Source organism: Agaribacillus sp. DX54 (assembly GCF_056858335.1).
Window position 1 is genome coordinate 1 of record NZ_JBXEQE010000056.1, and the last position, 13,612, is coordinate 13,612.

Below are 13,612 nucleotides of genomic sequence, written 5' to 3' on the forward strand. Positions count from 1 at the left end.
TAAAATAAAAGTACAAGCACATTTTTAAGTTGTGCAACACCCACCTGCGAAACGCTTGCGCCAGTGTAAGAATTTAGTAGTTACCCAACAATAGGAGCCCTTTTAAAAGGTTTGTTTTCGTCGAACAGTTTGCGGTAGGTATAGTGCGTTTTAAAAACTTCTCCCCCTACCTGTTCCACTACGCGAATCATTTTCGGATTAAAATCACCGATCCAGTTCATCTCCAGATCTTCATAACGATGATAATCGTCCTGCACCATTTTAGCAGTGGCTATGATCAAGGCCCCTTCGACACCCTTCCCCTGGTGCTCAGGTACTACACCGAACACCACACCAAACATTTTATGGCATGATTTTGCCCATTTATGGTACAAAAATTTCAGCTTACCCACCCAGTCCAGTTTGCCATTTACATATTTAAAAATTTGATTTACTTCAGGCAACAGCAGGAAAAAGGCAATGGGCTCATCGTTGTAATAGCCATACCAGATGATTTTGTCATCCATAATCGGTTTAATTTTTTTCATGGCATTTTTAGCCTGAAGGCTTGACATTTCCGCTACCCCTTTGTGCCTTGACCATGCTTTATTGTAAACAGTCCGGAAGTCCTCGGTATATTTTTTCAGGTTACTTTTCTTCAGGTGCTCGAACCGGTAATTGGGATCCTGTGCCACTTTCTCCGCTTTCATAGCAATTTTAGGGTGAAATGGATCCCTGGTTTTCCTTCCATAGGTAAATTGTTTGAAGTAAATTTGAAATCCGTATTCTTCAAAAAACTGTTGATAATAGGGAAAATTGTAGTTACAACAATAATTTGGCTCAATATGAAATCCATCTACCAGCAGTCCCCACCAGCGATCCCTGTCGCCAAAATTTACAGGGCCATCCATTGCCTCCATGCCTTTTGCCTGTAACCAGGATTTACAGGCGTCAAAAAGCTGAAATGCCGCATTTTTGTCCTCTATACATTCAAAGAACCCCATTCCCCCGGTTGGTTGTTCTTCCTTTTGTGCGGTTTTTTTATTGATAAAAGCGGCTACACGGCCGATAGTCTCCTGCTGGTCATTTTGCAGAATCCACCGGATACATTCTCCATGCCTGAAAAACTTATTTTTACCGGGATCAAAAACCTGTTCTATATCACTGTCCAAAGGGCGTATCCAGGTTTTCTCACCTTTATATAACCTTACCGGAAAACGCAGAAAGGCCCTGACTGTTGTTTTGTCATTTACCTCAATTAATTTCATCCTTCACTTTTAGATTTGACCACGAATATAGTAAAATATCGTCAATGCCATTTATACTGGCATTTTGCCAAAAGCATAAAACCTGTTGGAGTACACAAAATCATAAATAACTTTGGGAAACCGGAAACCTTTACCCAACCACCTTGTCATTGTTAAATAAAGAACATTCAGGATTGCATTCGGGGGAACAGACGATACATAAATACCTCGTGCAGCGAAGTCAGGCTGGTGACCGAAGTGCACAAAATGAGCTGTACAAGCTGTACGTTAATGCTATGTATAATATTTGCAGACGCATGTTATGTGACCCTGAGGAAGCAAAAGATGTGTTGCAGGATTCATTTGTCGATGCTTTTAGCAGGGTAAAGACTTTGAAGCATGAGATTACTTTTAGCGCATGGTTGAAAAGGATTGTGATTAACAATTGTATTAACTACTTAAAAAAGAAAAGGCTGACGACGGTTAATTGGGATGAATCGATCGAAAAGCCGGAAGAAAATAGCGAACATGAGAAGGATTTTCGTCAGGAAGAAATTCAAAAAGTATTAAAGGCCCTAGAGCAGATCTCGGAAGGATGCAGGGTGGTGCTCAATTTATATATATTTGAGGGCTATGATCATAAAGAGATCGGGCAAATATTAAATATTTCCGAGTCAGCATCAAAGGCGCAGTATAGCAAAGCAAAAGCAAAAATCAGAAAGCTGTTGGCGTATGAAAGAGGATAAGTTAAAAAAGTTCATTGATCAATATCGCGAATCCTTCGATATTTACAGCGAAGATTATGAGGATATCTGGCAAGGTATTGAGTCGGAATTGGATAAGCGGCAGAAAAAGAGAGGACTGAAAGTTATTTGGAGGGTCGCTGCCTCCTTCCTGCTCATCCTGAGTGTGGCGACTTTATTGTTGCTCGTCAAAAGAAACCTGACATGGAATATTCAGGGTAACCAGGTAGTACCAGAGGAACTGGCGGAGGCGGCATTTTACTATCAGGGAATGATCAATGACAGGCTGGAGACCATCCAGGCTAATAAACACGATATTGGGGAAGAGATATTTGAGGATTTGGAGGCACTGGACCAGGCTTACCTGGAATTACAAAATGACCTGAAAGATAATGCGGATAATGAGGAAGTAGTGCAGGCCATGATTCAAAATTATAAGATGAAATTGGAAATATTGCAGGCTATATTAGATGAATTGAAACGAAATAATCCGGATTATAAAGAAGAAGATAAAAAACAAGATGAAGAAGTTGCCATATAAAATCTGGTTGTGTATCCTGCTTTATTTCCCGGTGTCCGCGGTGATGTCGCAGGAGGCCGCCCGGTTGAGCAAAACAATCGCTGAACAATACACGGTTTCCGGTGGTGACAGCATCGAGATCAAAAACAAATACGGACAGATCATTGTCAACACCTGGAAAGAAAACCTTGTTCAGGTCGAGGTTACCATTACCGCTTATGGCAAAAATAAGGCGGCAGCAGAAAAAATTCTTAACCGTGTGAGTTTTGACTTCAACCAGGTAAGCAGTTATGTAATTCTTGAAACAGTGTTGGATCGCAAGTCGGGCCTTTTCAAAGATCTGCTGAACAATATCGGTGATTATTCCAAGACTTTGTTAAGCAAAGACAGGCTGGATGTTGACTACGAGCTGTATATTCCTGAAAATGCCGGATTGAAAATCGATAATAAATTTGGGGATGTATATTTGGGGGACCTTAAAAACCGGTGCGAAATTAATGTGTCCAATGGCAACCTGAAAGCGAGTGATTTGTCTGGTTACGCTGATATTGGGATCAGTTTTGGTAATGCCTACTTTAGTACCATCAATGATGGCCATATGGACTTAAAAGTCGCGGATATTGAAATTGAGGAAGCCGGTGAGCTGAATATTAGCAGCAGTTCTTCTGAAATCGTCATTCATAAAGTTATCAAAGGCAGGATTAACTCCAGAAATGACAAATTCAAAATCACCCAGGTTTCTCATTTTTCCGGAAAATCCAGCTTTTCAAAGATCGAAGTTGGCAAATTGTTGAGTTTGACTAACCTGAATATGAACTATGGGTTACTGTCTGTTTCTGAAATCAACAATGAATTCACAAAAATCCGGTTAAATGGCAAATCCACCGATTTTAATTTAAGCTTCGATAGCCAGTCCTATTTTAATGCTTCTTTGACAGCGAGGAAAGATAAACTGGTTTTGCCCACCAAAATATCGAATGTCGATATTGACTACGTGGATGACAGTGACAGCTTTGTTTCGGTAAACGGGACAATAGGAAATAAAAATAGCCAGCCCGGCTCAGTTAACATCAATGCGCAGAAAGGTGATTTGAAGGTGTTTTTTGTGCGCGCCGGAAATTGACCGTTCAACTCAAAATAAATGAACCATGAAAAGAATTCTACTTTTGACCGTTTTAATAATGTGGGGTGATTATTGTTTTTGTCAATACTATCGCAATTCGGCAGGGTTGCGTTTGGGCGGAACTACCGGAATAACGTACAAAAATTTTCTGACTGAATCCATGGCCTATGAAATCTTAGTCTCGGGCCGGAACAGAGGCTTCCAGGCGACGGCTTTGTATGAAAACTATTTTCCCACCAAATTGAGCCCAAATCTTTTTGTATACATAGGGGGAGGTGCTCATGTAGGATTCGAAAAATATGAAAGATATCGACGGGTTCCCATCGAGCCGGTCAACCCAAACACAGGGGTAATACAAAATATCAAACAACCTAAATACTTTAGCATGGGTGTGGATGGAATAGCTGGTGTGGAGTATCGTTTTACAGCACCTATTACGTTAGGCTTCAATATAAAGCCCCGCTTTTCCTTCATCGGTATGAGATTCACCAGCTTTGAATTTTGGGATGCCTCTCTTACTTTTTCACTTATGATCTAACCATTGGAAATCATGAAAACAAAACAGATCCTTTTTTTTGTTTCACTGAGCTTTTTTGTTTGTCAAATCAAAGCCCAGGATTATGAAAACGTCGACAACGGGCAAGTCAAAACCCTCCTGGGTAATCACACGAAACTACGCGGTTTCGGATCGGTCGATCTGAAGGTCGGGCAATGGAACGACGAAAGCACCTTGCTGGTAGGAGGGCACGGTGGCATTATTTTAAATGATAAGTTTACCATTGGCCTTGGCGGTTATGGAATCACAACCAGGTCAAAATTTACCGGATTAAATGGTCAGAACGATCTCTATTTGGGTGGCGGGTACGGTGGGTTAATCCTGGGTTATTCTCTTTTTGCCAAAGAGATTTTTCATCTGAATTTTCCAATATTGTTTGGCGGTGGTGGCCTTGATGTGCTGGAAGACCGGGACAATATTTTTACCAATGGTTTTGACAATATCACTGAGACGTCCGGCTTTTTCATCGTGGAGCCGGGGGCGGAACTGGAGATTAACATAGCCCGGTTTTTCAGGTTTGCTATTGGCGGTACTTATCGCTTTATGGAGGGCGTTGATCTTAGCAGTGTGTCGAACAGTAAGCTGGATGACTGGAGCACGCATGTATCCTTTAAATTTGGCAAGTTCTAGCGGGAATTTTCATAACCCTGAATCCAGCATTATTGGCTGGTGGTCAGCTATGTATGCATGAGGATTACCCGGCTGATAGGTTGGATACCAAAGTTTTGGAGATAACAGGCCGGATAGCTTGTAAATCAGTCAAAGCATTGATATTTTTTAAGAAAACCTATTGTAAATTACCAGTGGTTATTTAAATTTGCAATCCCTTTAGACATCGATGTTTTATAGGATTTAAGCGAAAGTAGCTCAGTTGGTAGAGCACGACCTTGCCAAGGTCGGGGTCGCGGGTTCGAATCCCGTCTTTCGCTCTTTTTTTATTTTAAGGCTATAAGTAATTTATAGTCTGCGCCGGGGTGGTGGAATTGGTAGACACGAAGGACTTAAAAGCTTGTGGTAATTGAGAAGAAAAGGGGTATAAGTGATTGATTTTTCACTTATTTATAAAACATAATTAAGAGTTACAGTAAAACGGTTTAAACATGGTTTAAACATTTTGCCAAGTCGATGCTCGGATGGTGGAATTGGTAGACACGCAGGACTTAAATTAATTTGAGTGCTCCTGAAGAAATTCAGGAAGTAAAGTCCCTCAAATTCGGGGAAACCTTATCTTTTCGCAAAGAATGGCAATCCCGAGCCAAGTCCCAAAAATTGGGAAAGGTGTAGAGACTAGACGGGGGATACCTAAAGTCACTATTTGGTGGATATGGTAAAGGGATAGTCCAGGCCACAAATTCTAAAAGAAGCAATGAAAGTTGTAGTGGTAAGAAAATCCTGTGGGCATTGCGCCCGTGTGGGTTCAAGTCCCACTCCGAGTACTAAAAAACCTCGTGATCAAGTGATTTACGGGGTTTTTTTATTATTGTTCAATTCAGTAATTGTTGTGTTATTCAGTTAAGCATAGGCCCTTTAGGTTGGTAGCGATGTATAAATCTATATCAGGTTCTTTGCAAATCACCGTATTTTCATCAAATGAAAAGCAATCTATTTCCGGCCCTGTTAATGATTCGACCTTTTTAAATTCTAATGCATAGCGTTTATCCTTTTTGATTTTCTCACAATTGGTATCCTTTTCCTTATTGGATACGATTTTGTAAGTCGTGCCATTGTTGGTCGCATATATAACAAAGTGATTTTTAAGTTTTTTGATCTTATCATACCCGTCCATCATCCTCTTTACCATTCCCGACCAGTGAGGGCGGCCCGATGATGTCGTAAATGATCTTGATCTGCTTGGGCGTGTAGGTTCGGCCTTTTCTTTCGCCCACCTCATCCAAGTGAGGTTCCAGCCAACTGGATATAGTTCGTAAGGTCACGCCATAAGCGTGCGCTAATTCCTGTTTTGTTTGGGGTTTGTAAACTTCCTCCATCTTAAAGTACTGATTTAGAAAATGTAACAATTGATTCACTTACCGGCTTTTTGTGCCGGTAAAGAGAGATAATTGAAAAATCAGACAATTATCGATGTAGGGAGGTACTTAAAGACACTAAAATAAAAATCCTAGCATTGCAAATTTATAGAACTCAACGAACATTTATTTGCTTATAACAAATAATTTCTTTAAAGAACTTTCAATAATTAGCGTAAACGGACGATTTGTGACGAAACTTTTGGAAAGTGGTAGGGGTTGGGTTTGGATTTTAGCACTTCAGAAATATCATGTTAGTCTTAAATTTAGATGGCTAATATAGTGACTTGATAATAGGTGCTGGTTTACCATACTTTATAGTTCTAACCCTTACTGTAGTCAATCACCCAAGCAATAATGTCTTCTCTATCTTTGAAATCGAGAATTGTTCCCATTTCACTTTTTCTTCTTTGAGAGTCCTTTGAAAAGTAAGAAGTCGTGAAGATGATACCCATATTGGCTTGTTCACGCCTGATGACATCACAAAAGCTGCGAATAATACCTATCCCAATATTCTTATGGTTTGTTCAAAGTCGTTTTCATCCGATACACAGGCCAGGATGCCCTGGTCAACATGCCATTTATTACTTGAAAAAGATGGTAACTTTCTTGCATTTAGTTCATTGGCGATTTGTTTAATGTCTGAGGAGGTCTTCCCGTACAATTCGGTCAGGTAAATAGCATCGGTTCCGGACGGAAGATCTAACAATGAACCTGGAATATCGCCGGTGACAGGAACAATGTTGATGGTGGTAGAAAACAGTTCACTAAATGAATCAATGGCTTGCCTGGCCTTTTGCTGGTTAAAAGTGATGACTGAGGCCGAATCTGCAAGGACAGAAAGATTCTCAAACGGATAGAGCTGTTTAAATTGTGTCAATTCTTTTTCGAAATCCTGTGCCGCCCAGATATAACTGAAATTTTGAATTCCTGATTTTCCATCCTGTAATGGAATCTCCTGCAAATCAGGATCGATAATGCCGAGACCAATGGTGGGCTTGGGGAAAGTGCCGTTGATCAAAGCCCCTTTTATACTAACTCCACCAATTAAAATCATGAAATCTACTTGCGGGACGATCAAATCGTAGTTGGCCCTGGCCTGTTCCAGACTGTTGCTTTTATAAATCACATGCTCCGGGGTCAGTGTAACTTTTTTAGCTGAACCGGTTGTTCTTATCAATTTCCAGTGTCATAACTTGAAAAATAGAGTCTATCACCGGAGACTGTGGAAAATCAGTGACAATTCCAAGTCTTATATCCTGCGGGAATAACTGATTACTCCAGGCAAACAGGATGAGAAGCAAACATTTTTTGTGTAGCATATTCGGTGAGATCAGGGTTTGTCTTGTAAGTTTTAGTTTATGGTTTCAATGAGTCTGAATATAAGACTTTCACTATATTGAAATCAGAAGCAAATGGCAAATTAGTGCCAATTCTTGACAGAACAAGTGGTTCCTATCGCTCTATGTCTTATAATTACTAATAAATATGATAATAGTTGGTGAAAACTACAAGCAGAACAATTAGTATATCCATGGTGGGAGTGGTTTATTGTGTCAAATATTAAAGTAAATAATGATGGGATTGGGTGCTGTGGAAAGAGACAAAATTTATTAGGAACCACTTTGACCGGGAATCATATTGAACTTCTTTCAGGAATGAACGCTTTGAGTACATTTTAGAAGGCTGTTGGCAACAGTCGCACCAGATCATGCATTCCTGAAAATGGGTTGAATTTAACCAGAGCAATTGTGGTAAATGCTTTAGAGATTAGTACATTTCCTACTACAGGAGAAAGTACAAAATCAAAAAATGGAAATAAAAAGAAAGTCAACTACCAAAAAATCACTTTTTTATTTCCTTTCCTCCAAAAACTGTTTCAGCATGGCTACCTTTTCTTTTTCACTTTCCAGCAAAGCTTCTGTTGCTTTTAGCAAGGCCTCATACAATTGTTTGTTTTCTTCCATCGCCTTTTCCCACTTCTCGATTGGGTTAAAGGTACAATTATAGTTTCCTACGCTATATGCCCCTTGATTTGAACCCTCGTAGTTTTGCTGAATATAGTTAATGGTGGCTTCTTCGTCAAAGTTTTTTACTGCCTTGGCACTTATCCCCAATGCCTTGGCCACCTTTTCAAGCGTTGCATCCTCTACATTTTCGCTCCGCTCAATTTTGGAGATGGCCTGCTGACTGAGGCCTAATTGATCGGCCACGGTATCTTGTTTGATACCCAGCAATTCCCGCATACGGCCGATCTTTCTGCCCATATGTTTTGTCTGAGATCTGGTTTTGTGCTCCATAAATCAAATATATTAATTTCTGAAAATGTCTCAAAAGCCTGTGGTAATCTACCACTTTAAGTGGTAGGATACAACCCACGGCGCGGCAAGTTCCACAGGTATTTTTTTTTCTGATCTTCGTGCCTATCTTATACTCCTTTTCTCAACGGACTTAAATCAAATGCATATTTATAACTGATAATCCTCTTACCGGCTTCATTGTCTATCCATGCACGCTCTTTGTGGCTGATTTCAATGATGTCTGAAGTGCTCACCTAAGACTTTTGTCAATCATTACTCACCTTCTGAAATCAGCTCTTTACACAGGTCAGTCTGATTTTCACTTTTTATCCTTGAAATCCATCTTACATACGCATAAGTAGCCATTTACTAAAGGGGAAAAAGAAAGTTATTCGCTAAATCCTAATCTCAAAACTGACTAACGGTCTCATATATCTTTTCAATTTCACAGCTAGAAACCAGTAAAGACCGATTACAACAAGTTGTATTTTAACAAAAATCCCCAATGTGTTATCAGGGATTTTTATTTATCTGAAAGATTACTATAAAAAGTAATCGACAAAGGGCCACATATGAGGCCGATTGATTTATTTAGTTTCAGGATCAATCAGCCGGTATTTCAATCGGCTCTCCCTCGGTAATCTCCCGGGTGTCGAAAGAAATATTCGGATTTCCTTTGTTTGATGGATTATCGGATTCACCGATAATGATTGCACGTTCCTTGAGGAGGTAAAAATTTTGAGAATCCCTATAAATTTCCTCCCAGCCATTTCCATCATTTTTCTCAACGATCAGGGCGTAAACTGCGCCTATGGTACCTACGCTGTAAAATGTTGCCACTTTCCTGTCCGAAGTTTTTTGTGGGTGAATGTTTAAATAATCGCGTGTGTATCCTTCCCGCTCCGGATAGCCCAATTTGGCCCTGTAACTAGCGGTAATCGAACCGTTTGTCTCCAGTCTCAATGCAAATGCATGATGTCTTAAATCCACATTAATCTCCGCATCAGGAGAGGCTATGAAATCCAATTGCTTGTAGTAGGCGTCGAGTTCAGGCATATGTTCACCTTCCTGTATGCTGCCATCTCCATCGGTATAAATGGCAAATCCGGTTCTCCATGTCTGCCTTTCAGCCAGATTAACGACCTTTAAAGCTGACGCTTCATAGTGTATCTTATTTGTTACAACCACGTTGTAATTTTTTTCCTGTAATTCGGGTTCCCATGGGTGATGAGGTACCACTGTTTTTCTGCCTGGTCCATCATCGGTGACCAGAAGGCCGTGCGAAGTCTCACTGGCTGCCAATACCTTTACGGTGATTTCGTATTCATGTCCTTGTTTCAGCTCCAGATTCTGCCTCGTTGGCACCCCTTCAAAAACTCCTGCAGCGTAATAATCTTCTACTTCATAAAAGTCAAGCCTGTCTTCATTATCTATTTCACGAACGAGGATAAATGTAAATACATTTTTTAACGAGTTGGTTCTATGAATTCTACCTGTTACCTCTACTGAAGTAGTGCCAATATTCATCGGTACCATTATCATCTTACCCGTGGGTAATGCTTGCCCGTCAAGTGTTTCATCTTCTCCGCAGGATGAAAGCATACTCAGGATAACCAGCGCCCCATAACCGATTGTTTTTGGTAAAAAATTCCAGTTTCCCGTCATGATTTGGATGTTTTACAAGTTTTTAAAAAAAGTCGGTTTGAGTTGCCAGAAGTAGAAAAAAATCTCAACGGTTAGCTTTTACAAAAAAATAGTAAACATCAAAGTTTTGCCATTCTCACTTTTATACAGACAACCTTTGACAGGTAACCCCAAAAAACAGATCTCTAGACAAGAAGTTTTGCGATCCTGACTTGCTGAGCTGGGCCTGGCCAGCCCGTATCGTGCTGTAAAACAAGGAGCTATTCAATGAAATCCGAAATTCACAGACGGAAATCTTTTTTTAATTTTTTCAACCTTTCAAAAGGCTGTTTTCCTTTTGTATCATTTTTTGAATATCCCAGCTTCCAACCTGTAACCCTTGGAGTCCTCAGTGAGATGCAGGTGCTTTTTATCCAGCTTCACCGCATTGTTTACGATCAAATTGATGGCTCCGGATTTGATGATTTTTTTCTCAACAATATTGGGTTTAGCGATTGGTATTATTGCTTTTTTCTCTCTCGACCAATATCCCGCAAATCCATTGTTATTGGCAATTACGCTATTTGAAAAAGCAGATGAGAATTTTAATTCTGCAGAACGGCCAACAAGAAAGTTGTTGTTGTTGGCAATAACGTTGTTGGTAAACTCAAATTTAAAATCATCAGGGCCAAACCAAAAGGCACTTTCGTAAGCACCGGTTACAATGGAGTTTTTGATCGTAAATCCATCTACATTATTAAAAAATAACACAGCATTTCTGCATTGATAAAAGATACAATGTGAAATGGTGTTACCAGGTCCATGTGCCCACACTGCCCCCTGAATTTTTGCTGCCTCTTTGTTACCAATGAAATAACATTGCGAGACTTCCAAATCTTTTAATGTTTGATCTTCTTTTGCAATGGGATAATAATAGTCTACTAAGGGGTTGGCATTTCCCAGAAATTTCAAACCACTTATGGTTACATTAATAGAAGACACAAGAAAGCCGGTAGAATGAGGAAAAAAGGTTGTTGAGTTATTACCGGATATGGATTGTATTACGGGCATTTTTTCGGGTGACCATAAATCGTCATCAGGCATGATACCAGCTTCTATGATAAACCTGGATGTATCATCCAATATTCTTACCGGATTAATGGCTACTTTATCTTCCAATGTATATATTCCTGGCATCACTCTAATAGTGATAGAACCCTTACCTGTCAACCTATTAGCTACCGTCACTGCTTTGGAAATTGATTGAAAAGGTGCTTCTGCCAAGCCTGGATTAATGTCATTTCCATTTAGTACATCTACATAGAATATTTGTGCGTTTAAACAATTAACAAGGAGGCCCGACACTATAAAAAATAAAAATAGTTTCTTTTTCATATTTATTAAATTCAAGATTATATATTTATTAAACCAGTCAATAATCTTTATTCTGTTATTGAAATACAATTCTATTTTCGTTCTTTTAGCGTTCAAAAACCGGTTAAATGACAAATAATGAAGAATCTTATATAACACATTGCAAACGTCTAATAGAAGAAAAGCTGGGCTGGCTGCCGAGTAACCAATGGAAACAGCGGGATTATCTTAACCTGATTGGCTTGCTGGAGCATAAAACGGGAATTGGCCTCAGCTTGTCAACTATTAAACGCATCTGGAAACCAGACTATAAAGGCACTCCCCATCCGGCTACTCTGGAGGCCTTAGCCAGGTTTTTGGATTATACCAGTTGGCTTGACTTTAAAGCAGCCCATTTACCAAATGCTGAAAAAACGCTGCATTCAAATCCGGAAAAAAAGCGTAAAACCAGACATAAATACAGAAAAGTAATTGCCGTCCTGGTGTTGATTTTTGTGTTGACTGTAGCTTCAATGATCTTTACACAATCTAAAAAGGTTTCAAAACCCACCGGACAAGTTTCCTTCCGGCCTAAGGAAGTGACTTTTTCCAGCAACAATTCCGTTACTGCAGGTGCGCCGAATACCGTCATTTTTAATTATAATGTGAGTGCCGTGACCGCGGACAGTTTTTTTATTCAGCAATCCTGGAATCGATTTAAAAGGGATGAAGTGCTTCCGGAGAATACCACGTTGACAAGTATTTATTATTATCCGGGAGTACATAAAGCCAAACTGATTGCCAATGATTCTGTGCTGAAAGAAACCATAGTAAGGGTGAATACCAAAGGTTGGCTGTCAGTTGCGCGATACAGCTTTATAGACAATGTGCCTACTTACATCCGTAATAATGATTTGATTAAAGCTGGGATTTTGCAGGTTACGAAAGATCATCTGCGAATGAATAACATTGATCTTAACAAGGATCTTATGGTTAGCTATTTCTACGTCGATGAATTTAAAGAGGTAGGAAGTGGTAATTTTACCTTGGAAACCAGGGTGCGTAGTGATCGTATTTTGAACCTCGCCTGTCCTGAGATCTCAGTAAAGATTCTGGGTGAGGATGGGATTCATTCAATTCCATTGACTACCAGGGGTTGCGTGGGAAATCTCTTTGTGAAGTTTGGAGATGTTACTAAAAATGGTAAGCGTCATGACTTATCTGCCTTTGGTGTAGATGTCTACGAATGGCAATTAATGAGAATTAATGTACAGCATAATGTGGCTACGGTTTCTTTAAACAAGGACACTATTTTTGAGGTGGCTTTTTCAGAGGATATTGGTGAAATTGTGGGCTTCAACATTAATTTTTCCGGCAGTGGTTCTTTGGATTATCTGGAACTTAATAATGAGAATTTCAATAAAAAGGTTTACAGGACTGATTTCGAAAAATTGTGAATCGCAAGGAGAAAATGACCTGACCACAACATAACCCTTCCAATTATATCTGGGATGCCATCATGGCCAAATTGTTGATAGACATGTACGGATCCGGGGATTGAAGTTTCAGGTACTTTTGAGAAAATTATCGGATAATTTCTAAGTGGCCTTGTAACCATTGGTAAGTTTTCAGGTATTCACAAGAAAAGCGTTTTTTTCTCCCGTATACAATTGTTAAATGCCATTTTTATGAATCTTTCCATCGCTCATACTATGCGCAGGGCGCGGGAAATTGGTGTACGCGAAGCCGTTGGAGCAGGAAAGTGGTCTCTTGTCAGGCAATTTATGGGAGAATCTTTTACATTGGTATCGATTGCTTTTGTATTAGCCATGGCGATCGTTGCAATCCTTCTGCCATTCTTTAACGATCTGACTGGCAACCTACTTTGCAGCTATGGCATTGTTCATTGCTTGTCTGGGGCTGTTTGGTTTAGCGCTCTATGCAGCCGAGCGGCGTACCAAAGAAATTGGAATTCGTAAAGTATTGGTTGCAAACATCTTCCAAATCGTAACCATGCTCAATAAAGAATTCGTGATTCTTGTGATCATTGGCTTTTTGACCACATTGCCATTTGCATGGTACTGGATGAATCAATGGCTACAGAATTTTGCCTATCGCATTGAGATGAATGGATTCACCTA

The 13,612-nt window shown here is 39.8% G+C and carries 16 protein-coding genes and 1 tRNA gene; 9 read left to right on the plus strand and 8 right to left on the minus strand.

Going from position 1 to position 13,612, the window contains the following annotated elements:
- Nucleotides 1-80 precede the first annotated feature (80 nt).
- The gene (locus tag AC04NP_RS29345) at nucleotides 81-1,247 is read right to left on the minus strand and encodes a hypothetical protein (RefSeq protein WP_482863655.1); all 1,167 of its coding nucleotides are present in this window, start codon (nucleotides 1,245-1,247) and stop codon (nucleotides 81-83) included.
- Nucleotides 1,248-1,396: 149 nt separating this feature from the next.
- Here AC04NP_RS29345 and AC04NP_RS29350 point away from each other — a divergent pair, with 149 nt between their 5' ends.
- From AC04NP_RS29350 to AC04NP_RS29375, 6 genes are all read left to right on the plus strand, one after another.
- Complete coding sequence (locus AC04NP_RS29350) at nucleotides 1,397-1,972, plus strand: RNA polymerase sigma factor (protein WP_482863656.1); 576 nt, start codon at nucleotides 1,397-1,399, stop codon at nucleotides 1,970-1,972.
- Nucleotides 1,959-2,510 carry a hypothetical protein gene (locus tag AC04NP_RS29355; RefSeq protein ID WP_482863657.1) on the plus strand — a complete coding sequence of 184 codons (552 nt, stop codon included), beginning with the start codon at nucleotides 1,959-1,961 and terminating at the stop codon, nucleotides 2,508-2,510. Before AC04NP_RS29350 ends, AC04NP_RS29355 begins: the two co-directional genes overlap by 14 nt.
- Nucleotides 2,491-3,612, plus strand: coding sequence for a hypothetical protein (locus tag AC04NP_RS29360; RefSeq protein ID WP_482863658.1), 1,122 nt, complete (start codon nucleotides 2,491-2,493; stop codon nucleotides 3,610-3,612). Before AC04NP_RS29355 ends, AC04NP_RS29360 begins: the two co-directional genes overlap by 20 nt.
- A 25-nt stretch (nucleotides 3,613-3,637) precedes the next feature.
- Nucleotides 3,638-4,150, plus strand: coding sequence for a hypothetical protein (locus tag AC04NP_RS29365; RefSeq protein WP_482863659.1), 513 nt, complete (start codon nucleotides 3,638-3,640; stop codon nucleotides 4,148-4,150).
- Nucleotides 4,151-4,162: 12 nt separating this feature from the next.
- Nucleotides 4,163-4,798, plus strand: coding sequence for a hypothetical protein (locus AC04NP_RS29370; protein ID WP_482863660.1), 636 nt, complete (start codon nucleotides 4,163-4,165; stop codon nucleotides 4,796-4,798).
- Between the two features lie 226 nt (nucleotides 4,799-5,024).
- Nucleotides 5,025-5,097, plus strand: a tRNA-Gly gene (locus AC04NP_RS29375).
- A gap of 575 nt (nucleotides 5,098-5,672) precedes the next feature.
- Here the strand turns inward: AC04NP_RS29375 and AC04NP_RS29380 are convergent.
- From AC04NP_RS29380 to AC04NP_RS29410, 7 genes are all read right to left on the minus strand, one after another.
- Nucleotides 5,673-5,969 (minus strand): hypothetical protein, encoded by a 297-nt coding sequence (locus AC04NP_RS29380; RefSeq protein ID WP_482863661.1) that lies wholly within the window; start codon nucleotides 5,967-5,969, stop codon nucleotides 5,673-5,675.
- Entirely contained in the window at nucleotides 5,941-6,156 is a 216-nt protein-coding gene (locus tag AC04NP_RS29385; RefSeq protein ID WP_482862956.1) for a hypothetical protein, read from the minus strand. The genes AC04NP_RS29380 and AC04NP_RS29385 overlap by 29 nt, the downstream gene beginning before the upstream one ends.
- Nucleotides 6,157-6,697: 541 nt before the next feature.
- Nucleotides 6,698-7,375 (minus strand): hypothetical protein, encoded by a 678-nt coding sequence (locus tag AC04NP_RS29390; protein WP_482863662.1) that lies wholly within the window; start codon nucleotides 7,373-7,375, stop codon nucleotides 6,698-6,700.
- 673 nt (nucleotides 7,376-8,048) lie between these two features.
- Nucleotides 8,049-8,495, minus strand: a complete 447-nt coding sequence (locus tag AC04NP_RS29395) for a helix-turn-helix domain-containing protein (protein ID WP_482863663.1) — start codon at nucleotides 8,493-8,495, stop codon at nucleotides 8,049-8,051.
- Nucleotides 8,496-8,623: 128 nt separating this feature from the next.
- Complete coding sequence (locus AC04NP_RS29400) at nucleotides 8,624-8,749, minus strand: hypothetical protein (protein WP_482863665.1); 126 nt, start codon at nucleotides 8,747-8,749, stop codon at nucleotides 8,624-8,626.
- Nucleotides 8,750-9,098: 349 nt separating this feature from the next.
- Nucleotides 9,099-10,160 (minus strand): hypothetical protein, encoded by a 1,062-nt coding sequence (locus AC04NP_RS29405; protein WP_482863666.1) that lies wholly within the window; start codon nucleotides 10,158-10,160, stop codon nucleotides 9,099-9,101.
- 321 nt (nucleotides 10,161-10,481) lie between these two features.
- Nucleotides 10,482-11,513, minus strand: a complete 1,032-nt coding sequence (locus AC04NP_RS29410; protein ID WP_482863668.1) for a right-handed parallel beta-helix repeat-containing protein — start codon at nucleotides 11,511-11,513, stop codon at nucleotides 10,482-10,484.
- A gap of 107 nt (nucleotides 11,514-11,620) precedes the next feature.
- Between AC04NP_RS29410 and AC04NP_RS29415 the strand changes: the two genes are divergently transcribed.
- From AC04NP_RS29415 to AC04NP_RS29425, 3 genes are all read left to right on the plus strand, one after another.
- Nucleotides 11,621-12,928 carry a hypothetical protein gene (locus AC04NP_RS29415; RefSeq protein WP_482863670.1) on the plus strand — a complete coding sequence of 436 codons (1,308 nt, stop codon included), beginning with the start codon at nucleotides 11,621-11,623 and terminating at the stop codon, nucleotides 12,926-12,928.
- Nucleotides 12,929-13,183: 255 nt separating this feature from the next.
- Nucleotides 13,184-13,450 (plus strand): ABC transporter permease, encoded by a 267-nt coding sequence (locus tag AC04NP_RS29420; protein ID WP_482863672.1) that lies wholly within the window; start codon nucleotides 13,184-13,186, stop codon nucleotides 13,448-13,450.
- Nucleotides 13,365-13,612 (plus strand): ABC transporter permease (locus AC04NP_RS29425; protein ID WP_482863671.1); only part of this gene is annotated, 248 nt, incomplete at its 3' end. The genes AC04NP_RS29420 and AC04NP_RS29425, both read left to right, overlap by 86 nt.

What these genes read in the sequence shown, in the direction of transcription:
- AC04NP_RS29345 (WP_482863655.1), bottom strand. Translation starts at nt 1,247, where the DNA reads ATGAAATTAATTGAGGTAAATGACAAAACAACAGTCAGGGCCTTTCTG.
- AC04NP_RS29355 (WP_482863657.1), top strand. Translation starts at nt 1,959, where the DNA reads ATGAAAGAGGATAAGTTAAAAAAGTTCATTGATCAATATCGCGAATCC.
- AC04NP_RS29360 (WP_482863658.1), top strand. Translation starts at nt 2,491, where the DNA reads ATGAAGAAGTTGCCATATAAAATCTGGTTGTGTATCCTGCTTTATTTC.
- AC04NP_RS29365 (WP_482863659.1), top strand. Translation starts at nt 3,638, where the DNA reads ATGAAAAGAATTCTACTTTTGACCGTTTTAATAATGTGGGGTGATTAT.
- AC04NP_RS29370 (WP_482863660.1), top strand. Translation starts at nt 4,163, where the DNA reads ATGAAAACAAAACAGATCCTTTTTTTTGTTTCACTGAGCTTTTTTGTT.
- AC04NP_RS29380 (WP_482863661.1), bottom strand. Translation starts at nt 5,969, where the DNA reads ATGGTAAAGAGGATGATGGACGGGTATGATAAGATCAAAAAACTTAAA.
- AC04NP_RS29385 (WP_482862956.1), bottom strand. Translation starts at nt 6,156, where the DNA reads ATGGAGGAAGTTTACAAACCCCAAACAAAACAGGAATTAGCGCACGCT.
- AC04NP_RS29395 (WP_482863663.1), bottom strand. Translation starts at nt 8,495, where the DNA reads ATGGAGCACAAAACCAGATCTCAGACAAAACATATGGGCAGAAAGATC.
- AC04NP_RS29405 (WP_482863666.1), bottom strand. Translation starts at nt 10,160, where the DNA reads ATGACGGGAAACTGGAATTTTTTACCAAAAACAATCGGTTATGGGGCG.
- AC04NP_RS29410 (WP_482863668.1), bottom strand. Translation starts at nt 11,513, where the DNA reads ATGAAAAAGAAACTATTTTTATTTTTTATAGTGTCGGGCCTCCTTGTT.
- AC04NP_RS29415 (WP_482863670.1), top strand. Translation starts at nt 11,621, where the DNA reads ATGACAAATAATGAAGAATCTTATATAACACATTGCAAACGTCTAATA.
- AC04NP_RS29420 (WP_482863672.1), top strand. Translation starts at nt 13,184, where the DNA reads ATGCGCAGGGCGCGGGAAATTGGTGTACGCGAAGCCGTTGGAGCAGGA.